Source organism: Paractinoplanes rishiriensis, assembly GCF_016862375.1.
Taxonomy (GTDB): domain Bacteria; phylum Actinomycetota; class Actinomycetes; order Mycobacteriales; family Micromonosporaceae; genus Actinoplanes; species Actinoplanes rishiriensis.
On sequence record NZ_BOMV01000106.1, the window covers coordinates 16,496 to 33,625 of the forward strand.

Consider the following 17,130-nt stretch of genomic DNA (forward strand, 5'->3'; position numbering starts at 1 on the left):
GTGGCCTTTGTCCTGTCATTCGTCGGCTTGGTGGCGGTCTGGCTCGGGGCGGGCGCGCCCGGACTCCGGCGTGCCGTGGTGGTGGCCGTCGGGGCGGTCCTGGCGGCGAGCGTCGTCTGGTGTGTGGACCGAGTCGAGCGGACGACGTCGGACCGCCTGAACGCCGCGCACCACGAGCAGATGCGGCGCCTCACGGCGGAGCATCGAGACCTCGTGGCCGGGCTGCGCCGAGAGCACCGGGCGACGATCATCGAGCTCGAGCGAAGCCTGCGGGCAGCGACCGCGCGACCGACGGCCGGGGACGCGCCGGCCGTCTCGGCGGGTAGGCGGAGCGAGCCGTCCGGCGACGCGGCGACCGACTCTGATTCTCGGCGGCCACAACTCTGGACAGGATTCCCAACTCCCAGAGGACGGTCGATGGGCAGGGCACCCGAGGCTCGCGGAGAGGAAAGCGGATTGCGCTCTCCTAGCGCCGCCCGGCCGAGCCGTCGTGCCTCTAACGGGTTCGACAGCGGAGCCCCGGCGCACCGGCGTGGGGACCGGGACGTGTCTCTCCCGACGGACCGCGAGGAGGGGCCGCATCGTCCCCGACGCCGCCCCGGCAACGTCGGCCTCGCGGCGGCGATCCGTCGCTCGTCAACTCCGCGAAGCGGACGTCGTTACACCCGCGACACGGCGGAGGGCGATAGGCACCCGGTCATCCGGATCGTCCGGTCGCGGGGTGTGCTGATCGGTGACCACGGCAAGCAGGTCAACGAATACACCATCCGCATGCGCCTACCGGAGCTGAGTTTCGCCCAAGTCTTGCGGCTGACGCGGGTCCGCTACGCGCTGAAGCTGCTAGCGCGGATGCCGCGGGACGCCGATGCCCGGGCTCGCGCCGTTAAGGCGATCCGGCTGCACGCGGTAAGCCGGGGACCGGCCCTACGTTACCGGGTGCCGCACGCCAAGGTCCGTTTCATCCGCGCCCGATCATCGGAACCAGGGCACATCGTCATCGATCGCAGCAGCCGGGTCGTCATAGGCGATCGCCGCCGCCAGCACAATCGCTTCACGCTGCGTGCTGACCGGGTGGAGGCGGACGTCGGTGCCCTGCTTCGCGATTGCCGTGCCATTGCGGAGGCGCTGGTCGACGCAGTGGTCAGTGGCCGCACCGGCCGTCTGGAACGAAGCGTGCAGGCACGTTTCGGCCACATGATGCGCGCAGCCCCCGACGATCGGCTGTCGGTACGCGTCGCACCGTCCGAATCTCGATCCATCGAGATCAGTGAGGCACGCGGCGCCGTGTCGGGCGTCGACGTCGAGGTCCAAGAGAAGGTTCACCCGAGGATCGGCCGCACAAGAAGGTTTCGCGTGCCGAGCCTGGACGAGGTCGCGCGATCCGACGGCAGAGAGGACAGACGGCCCGGCTCCGGCGGCCGAGCCGAGGATATGCGTAACGACCGCTGGTTGGACGAATCGCTCGAGCCGCGGGGCCGGACAGACCCAACCCTCGGCCGAGGGCTGGACGACTTCGGGATGTAGCAACGCCCACCGGCTCGCTCGCCGAAGGAACACTGGCGCTCCATCGCCGTGGCACAACTGCACGTCGAAGTCGACAGGTTGGCGGTGCGCACTCGAAGCCATCCCCCGGCAAAAATGGCTAGCGCCTGCCACCATGATCAGCGGACACTTGCAGCACACCTGTTGCGTTCGATAGGCTCGACCACGAAGCCACTTGAGCTGCGGGAATGCGGAAGCCGACGTCCCATAGTCGAGCGAGAGCCCAAGAGAACCTGGGACATCCCGCCGGCCTGGACCCAGCAGCTCGCCCCCGGTGGTGTGCTGGTCGTGCCGTTGCGGATGCGCGGCAACACCCGCTGCCTCACCCTGCAGCGCGAGGATGATCATCTTGTCGCGGTGTCGCTGCAATGTGGCTTCGTGGAGATGCAGGGGCACGGGCGTGATCCAGTGCGCCGGGTGCCGGTGCGCGGCGACGATGCCGTCCTGGTCCTGGACGATCCGACGACCGAGGTCGACGCCGACGCGCTGTCGGCGGCGCTCGATGGGCCGCGGGTGGAGGTGTGGTCGCCGATCACCATGGCCATGGACGATTCGTTCGAAGGGTTGCACCTGTTCCTGGCCAGCCAGCCGCGCCCGTACGGGGTCCTCAACGTCAATCGGGAAGCCACCGGCGGGCTCCTGGATCCGCAGGACAGGTTCTTCTGCCCGACCCTGCTCACCGGCGATAGCCTCGCCTATCTGAGCATCCGCCAGCACGGCACGGCGTGGCAGCTCGGGGCACACGGCTTCGGCCCCGACGCCACCACGCTGGTCCACGACCTGATCGACCTGGTCGGTGCCTGGAGGCAAAGGGATCGCTGCGGTGATCGCCCGGAGATCACGGTGTACCCGGCCGGCACCGAGCTGGCGGACACCGAGCTGCTTCGCCTGCTTGTGCCCCGTCGCCACAGGTTGACCGTGATCACCTGGCCCGAGGTCGCCCGATGACCGCCACTACATTGGTCGTGATCCGCGGCAACTCCGGCAGCGGAAAATCGAGCGCGGCGCGGGAAGTGCGGCGACGTTACGGCCGCGGTTGTGCCCTGCGAACAGGACTATCTACGCCGGGTCGTGCTGCGCGAGCACGGCAGCAACAGCATGCCGACGGTTGCGCCGGGCTTCATCATGACGGCGGCGCGGGCAGCGCTGGAGGCCGGCTATCACGTGGTGCTGGAAGGGATCCTGCACACCGGCCAGTACGGCGGGCCGCTGCGTGATTTGATCGCCGAGCACGCGGGCCTGTCGTTCACGTACTGGCTGGACGTGTCGTTCGACGAGACCGTGCGCCGCCACCGGAGGCGGCCGGAGCCGATCCCGGTGACCGCCGAGGACATGCGTGCCTGGTATACCCCGCTCGATTTGCTCGGCGTAGCCGGAGAGCAGGTCATCGACGAGGCTTCGGGTTTCGAGGACACCGTGTCGACGATCCTGCATCACAGCCGCCTGGCCGAGGCCGCCGCGCTGACACCGTGCCCGCGACTGTGCTTGCGCTGCGCCGAGAAGCGTTCGCCAGGGACCGCCCCGGCAGGCGGTGCCGCCCCCGAGAACGCAGGGCGGGCAGGATGAGCGCTGGCTGACGCGACATCGTCGCGCTGGCCTGCCTGCCGAGCGACGAGGAATGCGCAGATCGGGAAGAGGTGGCCGGGCCATCAAGCTTGCTGCAGTCGCGATCCCGTCCGTGCGGCTGGTGTGGTCCGCGCTCGGCTGCGCTGTCGTGTTGACCGCGAGGGTTAGGCCACGGTGGTGCCGGGATGGGAAGTTGGGCCGCTGCCGGCGGCCGGCGTGGGCGGTTGGAGCCCGAAGGTGGCGGCGAGGCCGACGAGACTGATCACTTTGCGGACCACGGGCGCTGCCCGGGTAACGGTGAGCCGGCCTTCTTGGGCTTGGCGCGCTTCGTGCAGGCTGGTCACCGCTTCGCAGCAGAAGAATGTCGCATCTCCCAGATCAACCTCGATACTGTGCCGGCCGTGCGCGACAGCGTCCTCGAGGGCGCGGCGGAAGGCGAGGACGCCGACTTGGTCGATGTCACCGCTGACCACGATCCGGCAGACGTCCGCAGCCGGCTCCACCACGACGTCCACCGGAACCGGTTCTGTGTTCATCTCATCACCTGCGGTGACGATACGGTTTGTCGCTGGTCGACCCCAACATCTTCAAGGATGGTTCCGAGCTCCGACCGGACGACCCCGTTGCGGGTGGTACCTGATCGGGGTCCGCCGTGACGACGAACGCTCGGGCGGTCGTAGAGGCGCTCGTTGTCGGGCGCGCTGAACGGTTTACCGCTCAAGCCGTGTCTGGTCTGGGACGCTCGACAGGTGACGGTTTGGTTGGATCCGCCGTTGGTCGGCGAGCGGGTTGTGGTTCGGCAGCCGGCGGTGGGTGACGAGGCGGGCCTGGTGGAGATGGCCACGGACGAGCGTGTGCGCCGTTTCCTCGGCGGCGCGGCGGATCCGGTCGCTGCGGCGGCGAAAGCCTCGGCGCGGGTCGCCGGCGGGGTGTGGGGCCAGTTCGTTGTTGTGCACCGTGGTAGCGGTGATCTGATCGGTAGCGGTGATCTTGCTCGTAAGCGGGGACCGTGGGAGGTGTCGTATCAGTTGCGGCATCGGTACTGGGGCCGCGGGCTGGCGGCTGAGGCGGTCGCGCTGGTCCGCGGATGGTTCTTCGCGCATACCGAGCACGATCTGCTGATCGCGACGACGCAGCAGGCCAACGACCGGTCACGGCGGCTGCTGGAGCGACTCGGCGCGGTCAACGTCGGCGCTTTCGAGCAGTACGGCCTGGTGCAGCAGCGTTACGAGTTCTACCGGTCGTGACCAGAGCGCTGGCCGGCGGTGTCGTGGGTAGAGTGCCTGCGGTGGGCGTCACGCAGTTGACGAAACAGGCACTGGTGGATGCGTACGGTCTGCATGTTCTGGAGTTGCGGCGGATCCACGCCGGTCTGGCAACGATCAACATGGTCGCCACCGTGGCGGGTGGGGACCGGTTGTTCGTCAAGGTGTACCGGCGGGGCGCGGATCTGGACGCTGCCCGCGCGGCGATCGAGTTGACCCGGTACGCGAACGCGGGTGGTGTCCCGACAGCTCTGCCGCTGTGCGACGCTCGGGGTGCGACGGTGCACGCCGGCTTGGGGTTTGGGCTGTCGGCGTGGACGTTCGTCGACGGGGACTGCGGGGACACCGTTGGGCTCGACGCGGCCCGGATGAGGTCGCTGGGGGAGGTGCTCGGGCACCTGCATGATCGGCTGGCCACCTATCGGCGGGCGGAGCCTGGCGTGAGGTGGTGCGATCTCGTCCGGTCCCGTGCCTCGATCACGGCGATGATCGACCAGGTGCTGCAGGCACCGCATCTGGATCGGGCGACCCGGGTGTGGGGTGCGGGAGTCTTGCGGTGGCGGTTGGCGAGGCTGCCGCAGGTGGACGAGATCGTGGCGGGGCTGCCGGAGCCGGCGGTGCAGGTGGTCCATGGGGATCTGCACCCCGGCAACGTCATTTTCCGGGGGGAGCGGGTGGCGGCTCTGATCGACTTCGAGCCGCCTGCGGTTCGTCAGGTGCTGTGGGAGATCGCCCGGGCAGCGTGTTCGCAGTACGCGGTCCTGCATGACGGTCGCTGGCCGCAACGGTTGGGTTGCCTGTTGCGGGCCTATCGCAGCTGCAATAGTCGCGTGCCGGCCGGTGTGCTGGCCGCGGTGCCGTGGCTGGCCCGGTGTGTGATGACCGCGTCGGTCACCCCTTTCGACGACCTCGTCGAGGGGCGGGCTGCGCATCTGGCAGCCGGGGACCCGCTGTCGGTGCCGGCGCTGGTGCGATACGCGCATGCCAGGCAGGAGGCGGTGGCGCGGTTGTGGGAGTACTCGGACGACGACGACCAAGCGCTGCGGCAGGTGCTCGGCTGCCGGGCTTCGCGCTGAAGCTTAGGGCAGGGCCGCGCGCAGTTCGCGCAGCACCGCGCGGGCGGCCGGTGATCGGCGGGCGGCGGGCACGAGTGCGTCGGCGACCCTGGTGAGCAGGGCGATGCTGCGCGTCGAGCTGACCGCGGGCAGGCGGGTCAGCGCCAGCCGGGTGGAGGCGAGGGCATGGTCGAGGTCGTCGGCGGCGAGGTGGGCCAGGGTGAGCCACGCGCCGTGCCGTAGAGCGGAACGTTGCGGTGTGGCGGTTGGCGGGGTGTGGGCGCGGGCGTGCAGCAGCTGGGTGGCCTGGCGCAGCAGCCGGGGTTGTTGCCGGGGCAGCTGGTGGGCGAGTACGACCAGGCCGCGCCCGGTGATCGCGTCGAGTTCCACCCGGTCGATGTAGGAAGCCCACGGCGGTGAAGGCCGGTCGGCGGGCAGGTCGAGCAGTTCGAGGGTGTGTTCGCGCATCCGGGAGAAGCCGGTGAGGTCCCCGGCGGCGGCGTAGGCGAGGCTGCTGCGGGTGGCCACCAGCGACCTGACCACCGGTGCGGTGTCACGGGCGGCTTGCTGTGCGGCGGAGGCGAGTTGCAGGGCGTCGAGGGGATAGCCGCGGTCGGCGGCCTGATTGGACATCAGGGCGAGGATGCTGGCGGTCAGCGCCGCGTCGCCGGCGGCGTGCGCCGCGCGCAGGGCGGTCAGGTACCAGTGCTGGGCGTGACCGTCGTCGGCGGCGTCGAAGGCCATGAAGCCGCTGGTCTGGGCGAGCTGCGCCAGATCGGCGGCCAGCCGGACCCCGGTGCCGGCGTCGTAGGAACTGCGGCGCAGCAGCCGCGCCACGGTGCCGAATTGGTCGGCGACGTAGCCGCGGGCGGCGCCGCCCTGCTGGTCGTCGAGGTGCTGCGCCTGGGCGACGATCCCGTCGATCATGGCGAGCAGTGGTGGGGTGACGCGACCGGATTCGTCGGTGAGCGAGCGCAGGGTGGGGGTGGGGTGGTCGAGGGCGGCCCAGGCGGGGCCGGTGATCGCAGCGCCGGCCGCGGCGAGGACGGTGCGGCGTGTGGGCACGGGTTCCCCCAGAAGGCTGAGCAGGCCGTTCTGGTCCCAGGGTAGATCGTTGCCGTGGTCGGCGCGTAGCGGCGGCCGGGCCCGGGTGCGGGGCCGCGCCCACACCTGCTCATAGGCGATCTCGGCGCCGAGGGCACCGGCCAGGACCTGCACGACCAGGTCGGGTACCTCACCGTGCGGGAGTTCGCCGCGGCTGATCCACCGGTAGGGCGTCTTCTCGTGGACCCGGCGGTCGGCGCCGCTGCGGGCCAGGGCCGCGTTGACCCGCCGGGCCAGGGTCTCCGGCCGCCAGCCGGCCTGCCGCAACAGGTCGGCAAGACCGTGGTTCGCGGGCGGCGGCTGGTCCCCGGCCACGGCGCTTCTCCTTCTCGCGGTGTCGGCTCGGCGCGGTGTGTCCAGGGCCGACGGTAGCGGTTCACGGACTGCGGTGGCGTGAACCGCACCATCCGCACCAACGCCGGGCCGGCACGCACCAGCAGCACCACCGCGGCCCCTGCCACCATCCGGTGTGCTGCGCCAGGGTCGGAGGATGCGCGTGACAGCACAGAACCCGGTAGTCACGGACGTGTGGTTCTTCCAACCCCGGACGCTGGCCAAGGCCAACTACGCCAACAGCGGTGGCCGGGAGCAGACGTGGACGCCGTGGTGGGCGTGCTACCTCGCGCCGGCCGCGACAGCTGCGGGGCTGCGGACCCATCTGATCGACGCGCGCACCGACCCCGCCTGGCAGCAACAGGTCGCCCGGCTCGGACCGGGCGACGTGCTGGCGGTGACCACGATGACCGGGGCGGCGCTGCGCGACGCGCTCGCCGCCTCGCAGATGGCCCGGGCAGCGGGCAGCTACGTGGTCTGGGGTGGCCCGCACGCCACGCTGTTCCCCACGCAGTGCCTGGCCGAGTCACCGGCGAACGCGGTCGTGCCCGGGTTCGGCCACGCCGGTTTCGCCCTGTTGATGCGACGGCTGACCGGCACCGCCGAGCCGGTCACCGCCGGCCCGGCCGCCGCCCTCGGCCCGCGGATCCTGACCGAGGGCGGCGACCCGGTGCCGCTGCAGGCCAGTCGCACTGCCCGGCCGGCGTCCGGCGCTCTGGTCGCCGCGGACGATCCGCTGCCCAGCCTCGGCCTGATCAGGTGTTGGGAGAACTACGTCAACCCGGACGTGGCGATCGCCGACCGGACGGTCAACTACGTCACCTCGGAAGGCTGCCTGCGCCGGTGCACGTTCTGCTCCGAGCCGCAGACCTCCGGTCACGCCTGGTACGTGCGGCCGGTCACCGCCGCGGTGGACACCATCGCCGAAATGGTGAACCTGTGCGGGGCGACCGGGATCAAGCTGCACGACCCGAACTTCTTCCACGACCTCGACCGCGCCGGCGAGTTCGGCCGCCGCCTCGCGCAGACGGTGGGGGTGCCGTGGGCGGCCAGCCTGCACCCGGCCGACCTGCAAGCCATGACCGACGAGCAGCTGCACGCCGCCGCGGCGGCCGGGCTGTGCCGGGTCCTGGTCGGGTTGGAAACCCCCGTCCCCGAGCTGATCAAGCTGTCGAACAAGCGGTACGACCCGGCCGGGATCCCGGCGATGGCGCGGCGGCTGACCGCCGCCGGCATCCGCGGCATGTTCACCTTCATCGTGGGCTGGCCTGGCGCCGATCCCGGCCACTACCAGCAGACCATCGACTGCGCGTTCGCCATCCGCGACCTCGACCCCCGCCACCAATGCAAGATCCACTTTTTGGAGCCGTGGCCCGGCACCCCGATCTCCACGCTGCTGCAACGCCACGGGTACGGGCCGATGCCGACCACCCTCGCCGGCTGGGCCGACGTCGACTACTACCAGGCCCAGATCGCCGGGCTGCACGACCCGGCCTACACGCAGATCGTGCGCGACGCCAACCGTGCCCTGTCCCCGTACGTCGACGCCTGAAGGCCTTGATCATGAGCACAGCTTCGCTTTCCCACCGGGCCGCCGATCCGCGGCCGGACGAAACGCTGCGGTTCCTGCGCGCCTCGGTCACCGCGGTGTGCAACCTCAACTGTGTCTACTGCCCCAAGGACGCCGGCATGGAAAACCACGTCCCGGCTGGTCTGCGCGGTCAGCGGCTGCCGACCGCGGCGTACCTGCGGGCGATGGCGGCGATCGCGCAGACTGGGGTGGTCGGCGGGATCGCCTTCACCGGCGGCGAACCGACCCTCAACCCCGACCTGCCGATGCTGGTGGCGGCGGCCCGCGGCTGGTACCGGCGGGTGGAGCTGACCACCAACGGCCGCATGCTGCCCGAGCGGCTGCCGGAGATCGCCGAGCACCTGGACGTGATCAAGGTGTCTTTGGACGCCGCCGACCGGGGCCTGTCGCATGCGATCATGCGCGGCCAGCGCGCCGATCACGACCGGGCCTTGGACGCGATCCGGCTCGCCCTGCGGGCCGGGCTGACCGTCGGCGTCAACGTCGTGGTCATGCGCCGCAACCTGCCGCAGATCGCCGCCGTCATCCGCACCGTCGCCGATCTGCACGCCGAGGCCGACACCGGCACCGCGTACGTGTCGCTGCTCGACCTGTACTACACGCCGTCGACAAGGCGGCTTTGGTTGCAGGAGTTCGTGCCCCTGGACGCGCTCGCCGGCCGGCTGGCCGACGAACTCGGCGACGGCGTCGAGCAGCACCGCAAGGGGTGCGTGATCCGCTGGTTCAGCTACGGCGGCGTGCAGATACGTGTCAAGGACAGCCACGAGAGCACCTACCGCGGCGAACGCTGCCGCACCTGCACCCGGTATTGCCAGGAAGGCTTCTACGGCCTGAAACTGTCGGTCGAGGGCTGGCTGACGCCGTGTCCCACTGGGGCCGAACACCTCGGCGTGCACCTGGCTGCCGGCCTCGACGACGCTGGCCTAGCGGAACGGATTGCGCCGCTGGCCAAGGAGCTGACCGCCACCACCGCGACCCCGGACTCGTTCCAGCGGTTCCTGACCAGCAACGACATCACCCTCGACGAGTCCGGCCGGCGAACGCTGTTGCCGTTGACCGTGCTACCGGGGATCGCCTCATGATCGCTGTGTCCACCCGTCACGCCCCGGGTCCGTCGCCGGCTGCCGTGGAAGCCGTCCGCGCCGTCGGCGACCTCGGCGCGGCGCCCGCCCCGGACGCCGGGCCGCTGCGCCAGGCCATCGCCGCCCACTACGGCATCCCCGAGGCCGCGGTCCGGGTCGGCGGCGGTACTGCAGCCCTGCTGCACGGCTGCATCGCCCGGCAGGCCACCTCCACCGACCGGCAGACCAGCTCAGACGACCGGCAGGCCAACGTAGGCGATCGGGAGGCCACGTTAGGCCGGTTGATCTGTTCCACGCCGTCCTGGCCGCCGTACGCGCAGATCGCCACCGCGTACGGCATGCGGCCGCACCAGATACCGCTGGCTGGCTACGACCACAACCTGCCCGCCATCGCCGGCGCCGCCGGCCCGGGCACCCGGCTGGTGATGCTCGACAGCCCGCACCACCTCACCGGCACGACCGTCGACCTCGACCTGGCCCGGGAATTGGCCGCCGACCTGCCGCCGGGCGCGGCGGTCGTCTACGACAACGTCTACGGCGAGTACCAGGACGACCACCTCGACGCCGGTATCCGCGACACCATCGCGTCCGGCGCGCGGGTGCTGATCTGCCGCACCTTCTCCAAAGCACACCAGCTGTTCGGCCTGCGCGTCGGCTACCTGCTCGCGCACCCGCAGGTCATGGCCGGCTTCGGGCCGCTGGTGCTGCGCTACGACGTCAACCAGATCGCCCAGGCCGCAGCCCTGGCCAGCCTCGCCGACCCCGGCCACCTGGCCGGCAACCGGCTCATCGTGCACCGCAACCGTCGCCTGGTCACCGCCCTGCTTGACGCCGCCGGCATCGCCTGTGCGCCCAGCCAGGGCCACGGCGTCTTCTTCGTCCCGGAAGACTGCGCGCGGGCCGCCGACCTGCTGCGAGCGGCCGGCGCCACCGTGCGCACACCGGACGATCACGGCGTCGACGGCCATCTGCATCTGCGGGTCGACGACCTGCCCACCGACGCGCTGTGCGACACCGTCATCCACCTGCTGGAGCTCTCGTGATCCCCACTGTCAACGTCCTCTACATCCGCGGCGTCGTCACCGCCCTCGCCCGGTTCGCCCCCCTGCTGGTAGAGCACACCGGGTGGCGATACCGGCTGGTCGCCAACGGCTGCACCCCCGACGAAGTCGCCCTGCTCCAGCACATCGCCGCCACCAGCGACCGGCTCACCGTCCACGACCTGCACGCCCCTGAGGTCCTGCCGCACGGCACGGCCCTGTGCCGGCTCGCCGACACCTTCACCGGCGAACCGTTCTTCGCCTTCATGGACTCCGACATCGCCGTGACCGGCGACATCACCGCCACCCTCGGCCCCGCACTCGAGACCCACGAGGCAGTCTTCACCGGCACCCCGATCTGGGCGCTGCCGCACGACCTCATCCTCACCGACGCCCACACCGAGGTCTGCGGACCACACCACTACAGCGGCGACGGCCTGCTGCTCGGCAACTCCTACATGGCGATCTACCACCGGGCCGCCTTCGACGCCGTCGCCCGCCACTGCGAGGCCACCGTCGACAAGTACACCCGGGCCGGCCTCGACGGCCTCGACCCCGGCTTCCGCGCCTTCCTCACCGAGCATCACCTCGTCCGCAAGGACTACACCCCACCGAAGATCCTCACCCTCGGCTTCGCCTACACCGGCCGACCCACCACCGCCATCGACTGCCCCGACCTGCACCACATCGGCGGGTTCTCCCTGGCCACCTACCAGCAACAGGTCACCGACGGCACCACCCGAGCGACCCCGGCGGCGGCCGCGGAGATCCTCGGCTTCACCGACGCCCGCGACCACATGGACCGCAAACTCGCCGTCTGCCAGCGCGTCACCCGCTCGTTCGCCGCCATCGACGCCACCGGCCAGCCCTGCCGCGAGATCACCCTGCCCGGCCAGGTCGAGCACCGGGTCCGGCTCCTGGAAGAGCTCTACGCCACCCACGCCCCCGTCGTCGCCCGCCCGCTGAACAAGGTCCAGCAGCCATGACCACGCCCAGCATCCCCGCCCCCAGCACCCCCGCACCTGGCCTCTCCACCGGCGGCCGCGACTGGTGGGACGACAGTGCCGACGCCTACGACCAGCACACCCGCCGCTACGACACCCACAAACGCATCGCCGGCATGCTCACCTTGCTTGCCCCGCACCCGCCCGCAGCGGTACTCGACTTCGGCTGCGGACCCGGCAACTCCACCCGCCTGCTGCGCCGTGCCATGCCCGACGCGACGATCAGTGGCCTCGACTCCTCCCCGGCGATGATCAAACTCGCCCGGCGGAACACCAGCGACCCGACCATCGCCTACCACTGCGGCGATCCCACCACCGGCCACCCGCCCGCCCCGCTCGGCCGCGGCTGCTACGACCTGGTCGTAGCCGCGAACTCCCTGTTCCACGTCGCCGACAAACCGGCCCTGCTACGCGGGCTGCTGCCCCTGCTCGCCCCCGACGCCACCATAGTGTTCAGCCTCTACGACACCGTGTTCCAGCCCAACCACGTCCTGCGCTGGCCCCTGCACCGGCAGCACGACGACCTGCTCATGACCATGCTGATCGAGCGGCTCCGCAGCCACGGACACACCATCAGCGCGCGCGACGAAGACCGCGAGATCCTCACCGAGACCACCCTCACCGACCTGTTCACCACGGCCGGTTTCACCCTGCGATGCCAGGCCCTGCTGCGGCTGCACCGCACCGCCGCGGAACGGCTGTCGTTCTTCTCCATCCCGGCCACCGCCGCCGAAGTGTTCCCCGGCATCCCCACCAGCCAGGTCCAGACCGCCGCCGCCAGCCTGCTGCCCGTCACCCGCGAGCTACCCGACCAGGAACGCAGTGTCTTCGCCTTCACCGCCACCCGGAGCGACCAATGATCAATAACAGACCACCGGTGGGACGAACGGCGGGCAACCACCCGGACGTGGGACCGCGCAGCTCGCCTCCCAGTACGGCTGACCGTATAGTCGGCGCAGTGGCAGATGGCAGTGACAGCCCCAAAGAAGCCTGCGGTGTCTTCGGTGTCCGCGACCAGCACCAACCCGTGGCCCACCTGACCTATCTCGGACTCTACGCCTTGCAACACCGCGGCCAGGAATCCGCCGGCATCGCCGTCAGCGACGGCACCAAGGTCACCGTCGACAAAGACATGGGCCTGGTCTCCACGATCTTCAGCTCCCACCGGCTGCAGGCGCTGCCCGGCACCATGGCCATCGGCCACGTCCGCTACGCCACCACCGGCGCCAGCGCCTGGAACAACGCGCAACCCATCTCCCGCTACGCCGGCGGCGTCTACTTCGCCCTCGGCCACAACGGCAACCTCGTCAACACCCGCGAACTGACCGCGCACACCGGCGAGGGCGAAGCGGGCAGCGACAGCGACGTCGTCGCCGCCCTGCTCGCCCAACACATGACCCACCACAACAGCGACCTGGCCGACGCGACGCTGCACGTGCTGCCCCGGCTACACGGCGCCTACTCGTTCGTGATCATGGACGAGGCCCGGCTCATCGGCGCCCGCGACCCCCACGGATTCCGGCCCCTGTTCCTGGGCTCGCTCGACACCGGCGGCTGGGTCCTGGCCTCCGAAACCCCAGCCCTCGACGTCGTCGGCGCCCGCACCGTCCGCGAAATCGACCCGGGCGAAATGGTGATCATCGATGATGACGGCGTCCGCAGCGTCCAATTCGCCACTGGGCAGCCGCGCGCCCTGTGCTCCTTCGAGTTCGTCTACATCGCCCGCCCCGACGGGCACCTCGCCGGCATCGGCGTGCACGCCGCCCGCCGCCGCATGGGCATCGCGCTCGCCCAGCAGGCACCCGCCGACGCCGACATGGTCATGCCCATCCCGGACTCGTCCATCCCCGGCGCGCAAGGCTACGCGCAGGCCGCCGGGATCGCGTACGGCGACGGCCTGATCAAAAACCGCTACATCGGCCGCACCTTCATCGCCCCCAGCCAGCAACTGCGCGACAGCGCCGTACGGCTGAAATTCAACGCGATCGGCGACAACGTCACCGGCAAACGCCTGGTCGTCGTCGAAGACTCCATCGTGCGGGCTACAACCCTGCGCGCCACCATGCGCCTGCTCCGCGACGCCGGTGCCGCCGAGATCCACCTACGGGTGCTGTCCCCGCCTTACCGGTGGCCCTGCTACTACGGCCTCGACACCCACGACCGCCACACCCTCGTCGCCGCCACCATGACCGTCGACGAGATCCGCGACCACCTCGGTGCCGACTCCCTCGCCTACCTCGACATCGACACGATGCTCACCGCCATCACCACCGACCAGAGCGGCTTCTGCACCGCCTGCCTCACCGGCGACTACCCCACTCCCATTCCCGGCGCGAGTGAAGCCCGGATTGGCACGGGCACCCGATAAATTGCACGGATCTGCAGACGAAGCTCGATGACGACCGGTCAGTTCCCGGCCACAGCAGCATGGGCACCGTCCCGCCGGTCGCTTCCTACGACCCCCACGAGCGGATCTGGAATCCCCCGATGCCCCTGCTGTTCCAATGGCAGTATGGAGGCCAGCTCAGGACGATCACCAGCAGCGCACTCCGCAAGGCCATCAACGAGAACCTGCTGGCGGCCGGCATCGCCGACACGGCCGGGCACCCCCTGCGCGGCATGAGCCCGGCTAGCTGGGGGTGGATTTGGCTGCTCAGCATGGCCGCGCACGTCGAACAGCAAGTCCACGCCGCTGATCCCGCGTTCGCTGTGCGCCGTGACCCACGACTTCGCCGCCGGCTACTGCGCTGCGGCCACGTACATTTTGACCCTCCGTGCTCAGCTGATCCAATAACCACCGGAAGTCAATCTGGAGCCGTCGCTGCGGCGCCCGACCGGCAGGCAACAAGAGGAAGGTGACACGTGCAGCAGATTCCGACCGGCGGCGCTGGAGCAACCGGCGTGAACCAGGTCCGTTGCCGTGCCATCGTCCAGCTGATCAGTCAGGTCGGCGTCCACCGTGGAGCAGACCGGCCATGACGGACACCATCCGGTACCTCAGCGACCCGGCGTTCGCGAACACCGGTTTCGTTATCACCAGTTGTCAAGCACTTTCCCCTGGTCAGGGGATTTTCGTCGTGTTAGACACGTACGGCGCGTGTCCCAGTGCCGACCAGCGGTCGCGTCGTCGGGCGGAGTGTCCTCGACCCCGTTGTTGACGGGTATCGGGCGTACCTGTTCTGGTACAGCTGCTCTGGCGAAGCACGTTTCGCTCTTACGATGAGTAGTCGGTCGACGTTGGTTACCGCGCGGATCGCGCAGTCAGTACGTTCACCTGTGCATGTGTGCGCATCGATGGCGGTGTTGCGTCGGCTTGCACACCACTGGCCACGGCAGCTACAAGGCGCATCGCGCGGTGCAACGGCCGGTGCTGCCGACCACTCGTTCGTGTTATGGCGCAGCGTAAATGCAGCTGGTGCTGATAGACCATGAGCGCGCCGAGGGCGTGGTGGTCTTTGCCAAGAGCGCCATTGGCTCGGGGTGTTGAGGCCAGGTCGTAGTTGTTGAGGAGATCCGTTCATGTCCAGAGGCAGCGATGGTGAGTGGTTCTTCGGAGACGACGTGTTCCGCGAGTTGGGCCAGTGCCTCACGTCGCCTGAGGTCTTCTGGAGCCAGGATCGACAGATTGACATCGTGTTGGCCTTGGACGAGTTGGCCGCGTGGTGTGCGGACTCCCGACGCTACGACGAGAGGTTGCACAAGTCGGGCTGGGCGTCGGCGGTCAGGGATTTCAGAACCGCCTACGAGGCGCTCGGGCCGAAACTCACGTCTGTGGTGGAGGTCAGCGCGCGACGAGTCCTCGTGCTGTGTAAAGGCGAACTTGCTCAGAACGACAGCGAGGTCCGAGCGCTAGGTGAGCTATTAGCGAAGCTCCGGGCGGTCCTCGCTTCGTCGGAGGCGTTGGCGTTGGCTTGGGAGGACATGGTGGCGACGTGTAACAAGCTGGAGCCGCCGATCGAAACGTTGGACTGTCGGCGCGATGCGTTCTGGGCGATCGCCCGCGCCGGCGACCGCAACATCAAGGAGCTGGCGGACCGTCTCCGCGGTGTTGTGGGCGGCGATCCCCTGGGTTTCTTCCGCGCTGAACGGCACCTCGGTGAAGTGTCTGTCGAGCCGACGACGTTCGAGGAGATTCGGCAGCGTCCCATCGCGGACCCGGCCACGAGGTTGGATCTCGCTCGCCGGCTCCTGCGATTCGAGCCCCCGGCTCGGCATCACGTGGTGTGGGTCGGGTTCCGTGAGGCCAGCCTGCACCCCGAGCTTGTCGTCGAAGGGGAAATTGGTCTCTACGACATCTCCTACTTCCATGCACTTTTGACCGCTCGGCCCGAGGATGTCGAGCGCGTCCCTCAAGAGCTTCGAGATCTGCATGGGTATGTCATCGCAGAGGACGAACATGACGTCGTCATGGCGCGGATCGACCTCGGCGTCGGGCGGTTTCACGATCCGATCCGCTCAGCCCGCAACCATGCGGCGGCGCTGGTCGCCATTGCGGCCGTCAGAGGGGGCGGGAAGCCGTGGAGGCCAATGTTCGGCTATCTGCACGCGGAAGACGGCCGCATCACCGCGCATCGCGGCTTCACCCGCGAGGAGTTCCCGGTTCAGTACGCGGTGGAACGAGATGGGACCGCGCTCACCATCGTCAAGGTCGCGACGGATCTGGCCGGGAAGCTAACCCTGGCGAGAACCGAGCTGAAAGAGATCGTTGACGCCCTGCACTGGTGGCAGGCATCCGCCGAGGATGGAGACGCCAAATCCGTTTTGCTGAACGTGCGACTCATTGAACTCGTGGCAGCACGGACGGGCGAGACAGACTGGACCACGTTCCTCGGAAAGTATCTCAAGTACGCCTGGATCCAGCACACCATGCGGCGGTCACTGCACGAAGTCTTCAACGACGCCCTTCACACCCCGCAGATCATCCACGGTGCTGAAGAGGCCCGGAACTCCATTCGTGATGAGGTGATCAGCCACGACCACGACGGGTACTCCAGCTTCAATGTGTCCACGGCGCTTCATGCGGTCGAGCGCATCGAGTCGCTTATGCGACCCAAGACCACTACGGCCAGAGCCGTGCGCACCGTCCGTCGCAATGTCTCCGACCCGAGGAACATGGTGCTCTGGGCCGCCAGCCTCGAGACTGAGTGGTCGGCTGCGGTGCATCGGCTCGAACGCATTCGCAACTCCATCATGCACGGCGGCCCGTTCACCGACACCGCAGTTTCCCGGGTGCACCGCTTCAGCCATCAGCTTTCGGCTTGGGCAGTCGTCGAGTCCATGGACGCCGTCCTCGAGCAGGTCACGGTCCGCGACAGGTACATGGCGACCGCTCAACGGATGGACAGCTGGCGGCAAGCCCTCGGACGAGAGGATCCCTATCGCGCAGTCTTCGCCGGGTCCTGACTGGTAAAGGTTAGCGAGCCGGGCGGCTGGTGACCGCTGTTGTACGAGCCTGAATCGGGATACAGGGGACTGCCGCTAGGGAGGGCCGAACTGGTTCTCCGGTCACGGCGAGCGGCCGAAAGACTGCCGTTGTAGCGGTGACCGC

General features: G+C 69.3%; 13 protein-coding genes and 1 pseudogene. 12 read left to right on the top strand and 2 right to left on the bottom strand.

Annotated features, from left to right (window positions below):
* The first annotated feature begins 723 nt into the window (after nucleotides 1–723).
* From Ari01nite_RS44885 to Ari01nite_RS44895, 3 genes and pseudogenes are all read left to right on the top strand, one after another.
* On the top strand, nucleotides 724–1,524 hold the full coding sequence (locus Ari01nite_RS44885) for a hypothetical protein (RefSeq protein WP_203790336.1): 801 nt from the start codon (nucleotides 724–726) through the stop codon (nucleotides 1,522–1,524).
* Nucleotides 1,525–1,821: 297 nt separating this feature from the next.
* On the top strand, nucleotides 1,822–2,490 hold the full coding sequence (locus Ari01nite_RS44890) for a class I SAM-dependent methyltransferase (RefSeq protein ID WP_203790337.1): 669 nt from the start codon (nucleotides 1,822–1,824) through the stop codon (nucleotides 2,488–2,490).
* Nucleotides 2,487–3,108 (top strand): annotated as a pseudogene (locus Ari01nite_RS44895) (AAA family ATPase). Before Ari01nite_RS44890 ends, Ari01nite_RS44895 begins: the two are co-directional and overlap by 4 nt.
* Nucleotides 3,109–3,272: 164 nt before the next feature.
* Here the strand turns inward: Ari01nite_RS44895 and Ari01nite_RS44900 are convergent.
* Nucleotides 3,273–3,623 carry an STAS domain-containing protein gene (locus tag Ari01nite_RS44900; RefSeq protein ID WP_203790338.1) on the bottom strand — a complete coding sequence of 117 codons (351 nt, stop codon included), beginning with the start codon at nucleotides 3,621–3,623 and terminating at the stop codon, nucleotides 3,273–3,275.
* A gap of 174 nt (nucleotides 3,624–3,797) precedes the next feature.
* On the opposite strand from Ari01nite_RS44900, the gene Ari01nite_RS44905 reads away from it, so the two are divergent.
* Complete coding sequence (locus tag Ari01nite_RS44905) at nucleotides 3,798–4,355, top strand: GNAT family N-acetyltransferase (RefSeq protein WP_203790339.1); 558 nt, start codon at nucleotides 3,798–3,800, stop codon at nucleotides 4,353–4,355.
* A 41-nt stretch (nucleotides 4,356–4,396) separates the two neighbouring features.
* Entirely contained in the window at nucleotides 4,397–5,449 is a 1,053-nt protein-coding gene (locus Ari01nite_RS44910; protein ID WP_203790340.1) for a phosphotransferase enzyme family protein, read from the top strand.
* 3 nt (nucleotides 5,450–5,452) lie between these two features.
* On the opposite strand, the gene Ari01nite_RS44915 is transcribed toward Ari01nite_RS44910, so the two are convergent.
* The gene (locus Ari01nite_RS44915; protein WP_203790341.1) at nucleotides 5,453–6,847 is read right to left on the bottom strand and encodes an NsdA family TPR-like regulatory protein; all 1,395 of its coding nucleotides are present in this window, start codon (nucleotides 6,845–6,847) and stop codon (nucleotides 5,453–5,455) included.
* A 175-nt stretch (nucleotides 6,848–7,022) separates the two neighbouring features.
* Between Ari01nite_RS44915 and Ari01nite_RS44920 the strand changes: the two genes are divergently transcribed.
* The 7 genes from Ari01nite_RS44920 (at nucleotide 7,023) to Ari01nite_RS44950 (ending at nucleotide 16,985) form a co-directional block, all read left to right on the top strand.
* Nucleotides 7,023–8,417 (top strand): B12-binding domain-containing radical SAM protein, encoded by a 1,395-nt coding sequence (locus tag Ari01nite_RS44920; protein ID WP_203790343.1) that lies wholly within the window; start codon nucleotides 7,023–7,025, stop codon nucleotides 8,415–8,417.
* Nucleotides 8,418–8,428: 11 nt separating this feature from the next.
* Nucleotides 8,429–9,538, top strand: a complete 1,110-nt coding sequence (locus tag Ari01nite_RS44925) for a radical SAM protein (RefSeq protein ID WP_203790344.1) — start codon at nucleotides 8,429–8,431, stop codon at nucleotides 9,536–9,538.
* Nucleotides 9,535–10,581: an aminotransferase class I/II-fold pyridoxal phosphate-dependent enzyme gene (locus Ari01nite_RS44930; protein ID WP_203790345.1), complete on the top strand. Its 1,047-nt coding sequence runs from the start codon at nucleotides 9,535–9,537 to the stop codon at nucleotides 10,579–10,581. The genes Ari01nite_RS44925 and Ari01nite_RS44930 overlap by 4 nt, the downstream gene beginning before the upstream one ends.
* Nucleotides 10,578–11,564: a hypothetical protein gene (locus Ari01nite_RS44935; RefSeq protein WP_203790346.1), complete on the top strand. Its 987-nt coding sequence runs from the start codon at nucleotides 10,578–10,580 to the stop codon at nucleotides 11,562–11,564. Before Ari01nite_RS44930 ends, Ari01nite_RS44935 begins: the two co-directional genes overlap by 4 nt.
* Nucleotides 11,561–12,442: a class I SAM-dependent methyltransferase gene (locus Ari01nite_RS44940; protein WP_203790347.1), complete on the top strand. Its 882-nt coding sequence runs from the start codon at nucleotides 11,561–11,563 to the stop codon at nucleotides 12,440–12,442. The genes Ari01nite_RS44935 and Ari01nite_RS44940 overlap by 4 nt, the downstream gene beginning before the upstream one ends.
* Before the next feature lie 98 nt (nucleotides 12,443–12,540).
* On the top strand, nucleotides 12,541–13,950 hold the full coding sequence (gene purF, locus Ari01nite_RS44945) for an amidophosphoribosyltransferase (RefSeq protein ID WP_239163557.1): 1,410 nt from the start codon (nucleotides 12,541–12,543) through the stop codon (nucleotides 13,948–13,950).
* 1,151 nt (nucleotides 13,951–15,101) lie between these two features.
* Nucleotides 15,102–16,985, top strand: a complete 1,884-nt coding sequence (locus tag Ari01nite_RS44950; RefSeq protein ID WP_203790348.1) for a hypothetical protein — start codon at nucleotides 15,102–15,104, stop codon at nucleotides 16,983–16,985.
* Nucleotides 16,986–17,130 lie beyond the last annotated feature (145 nt).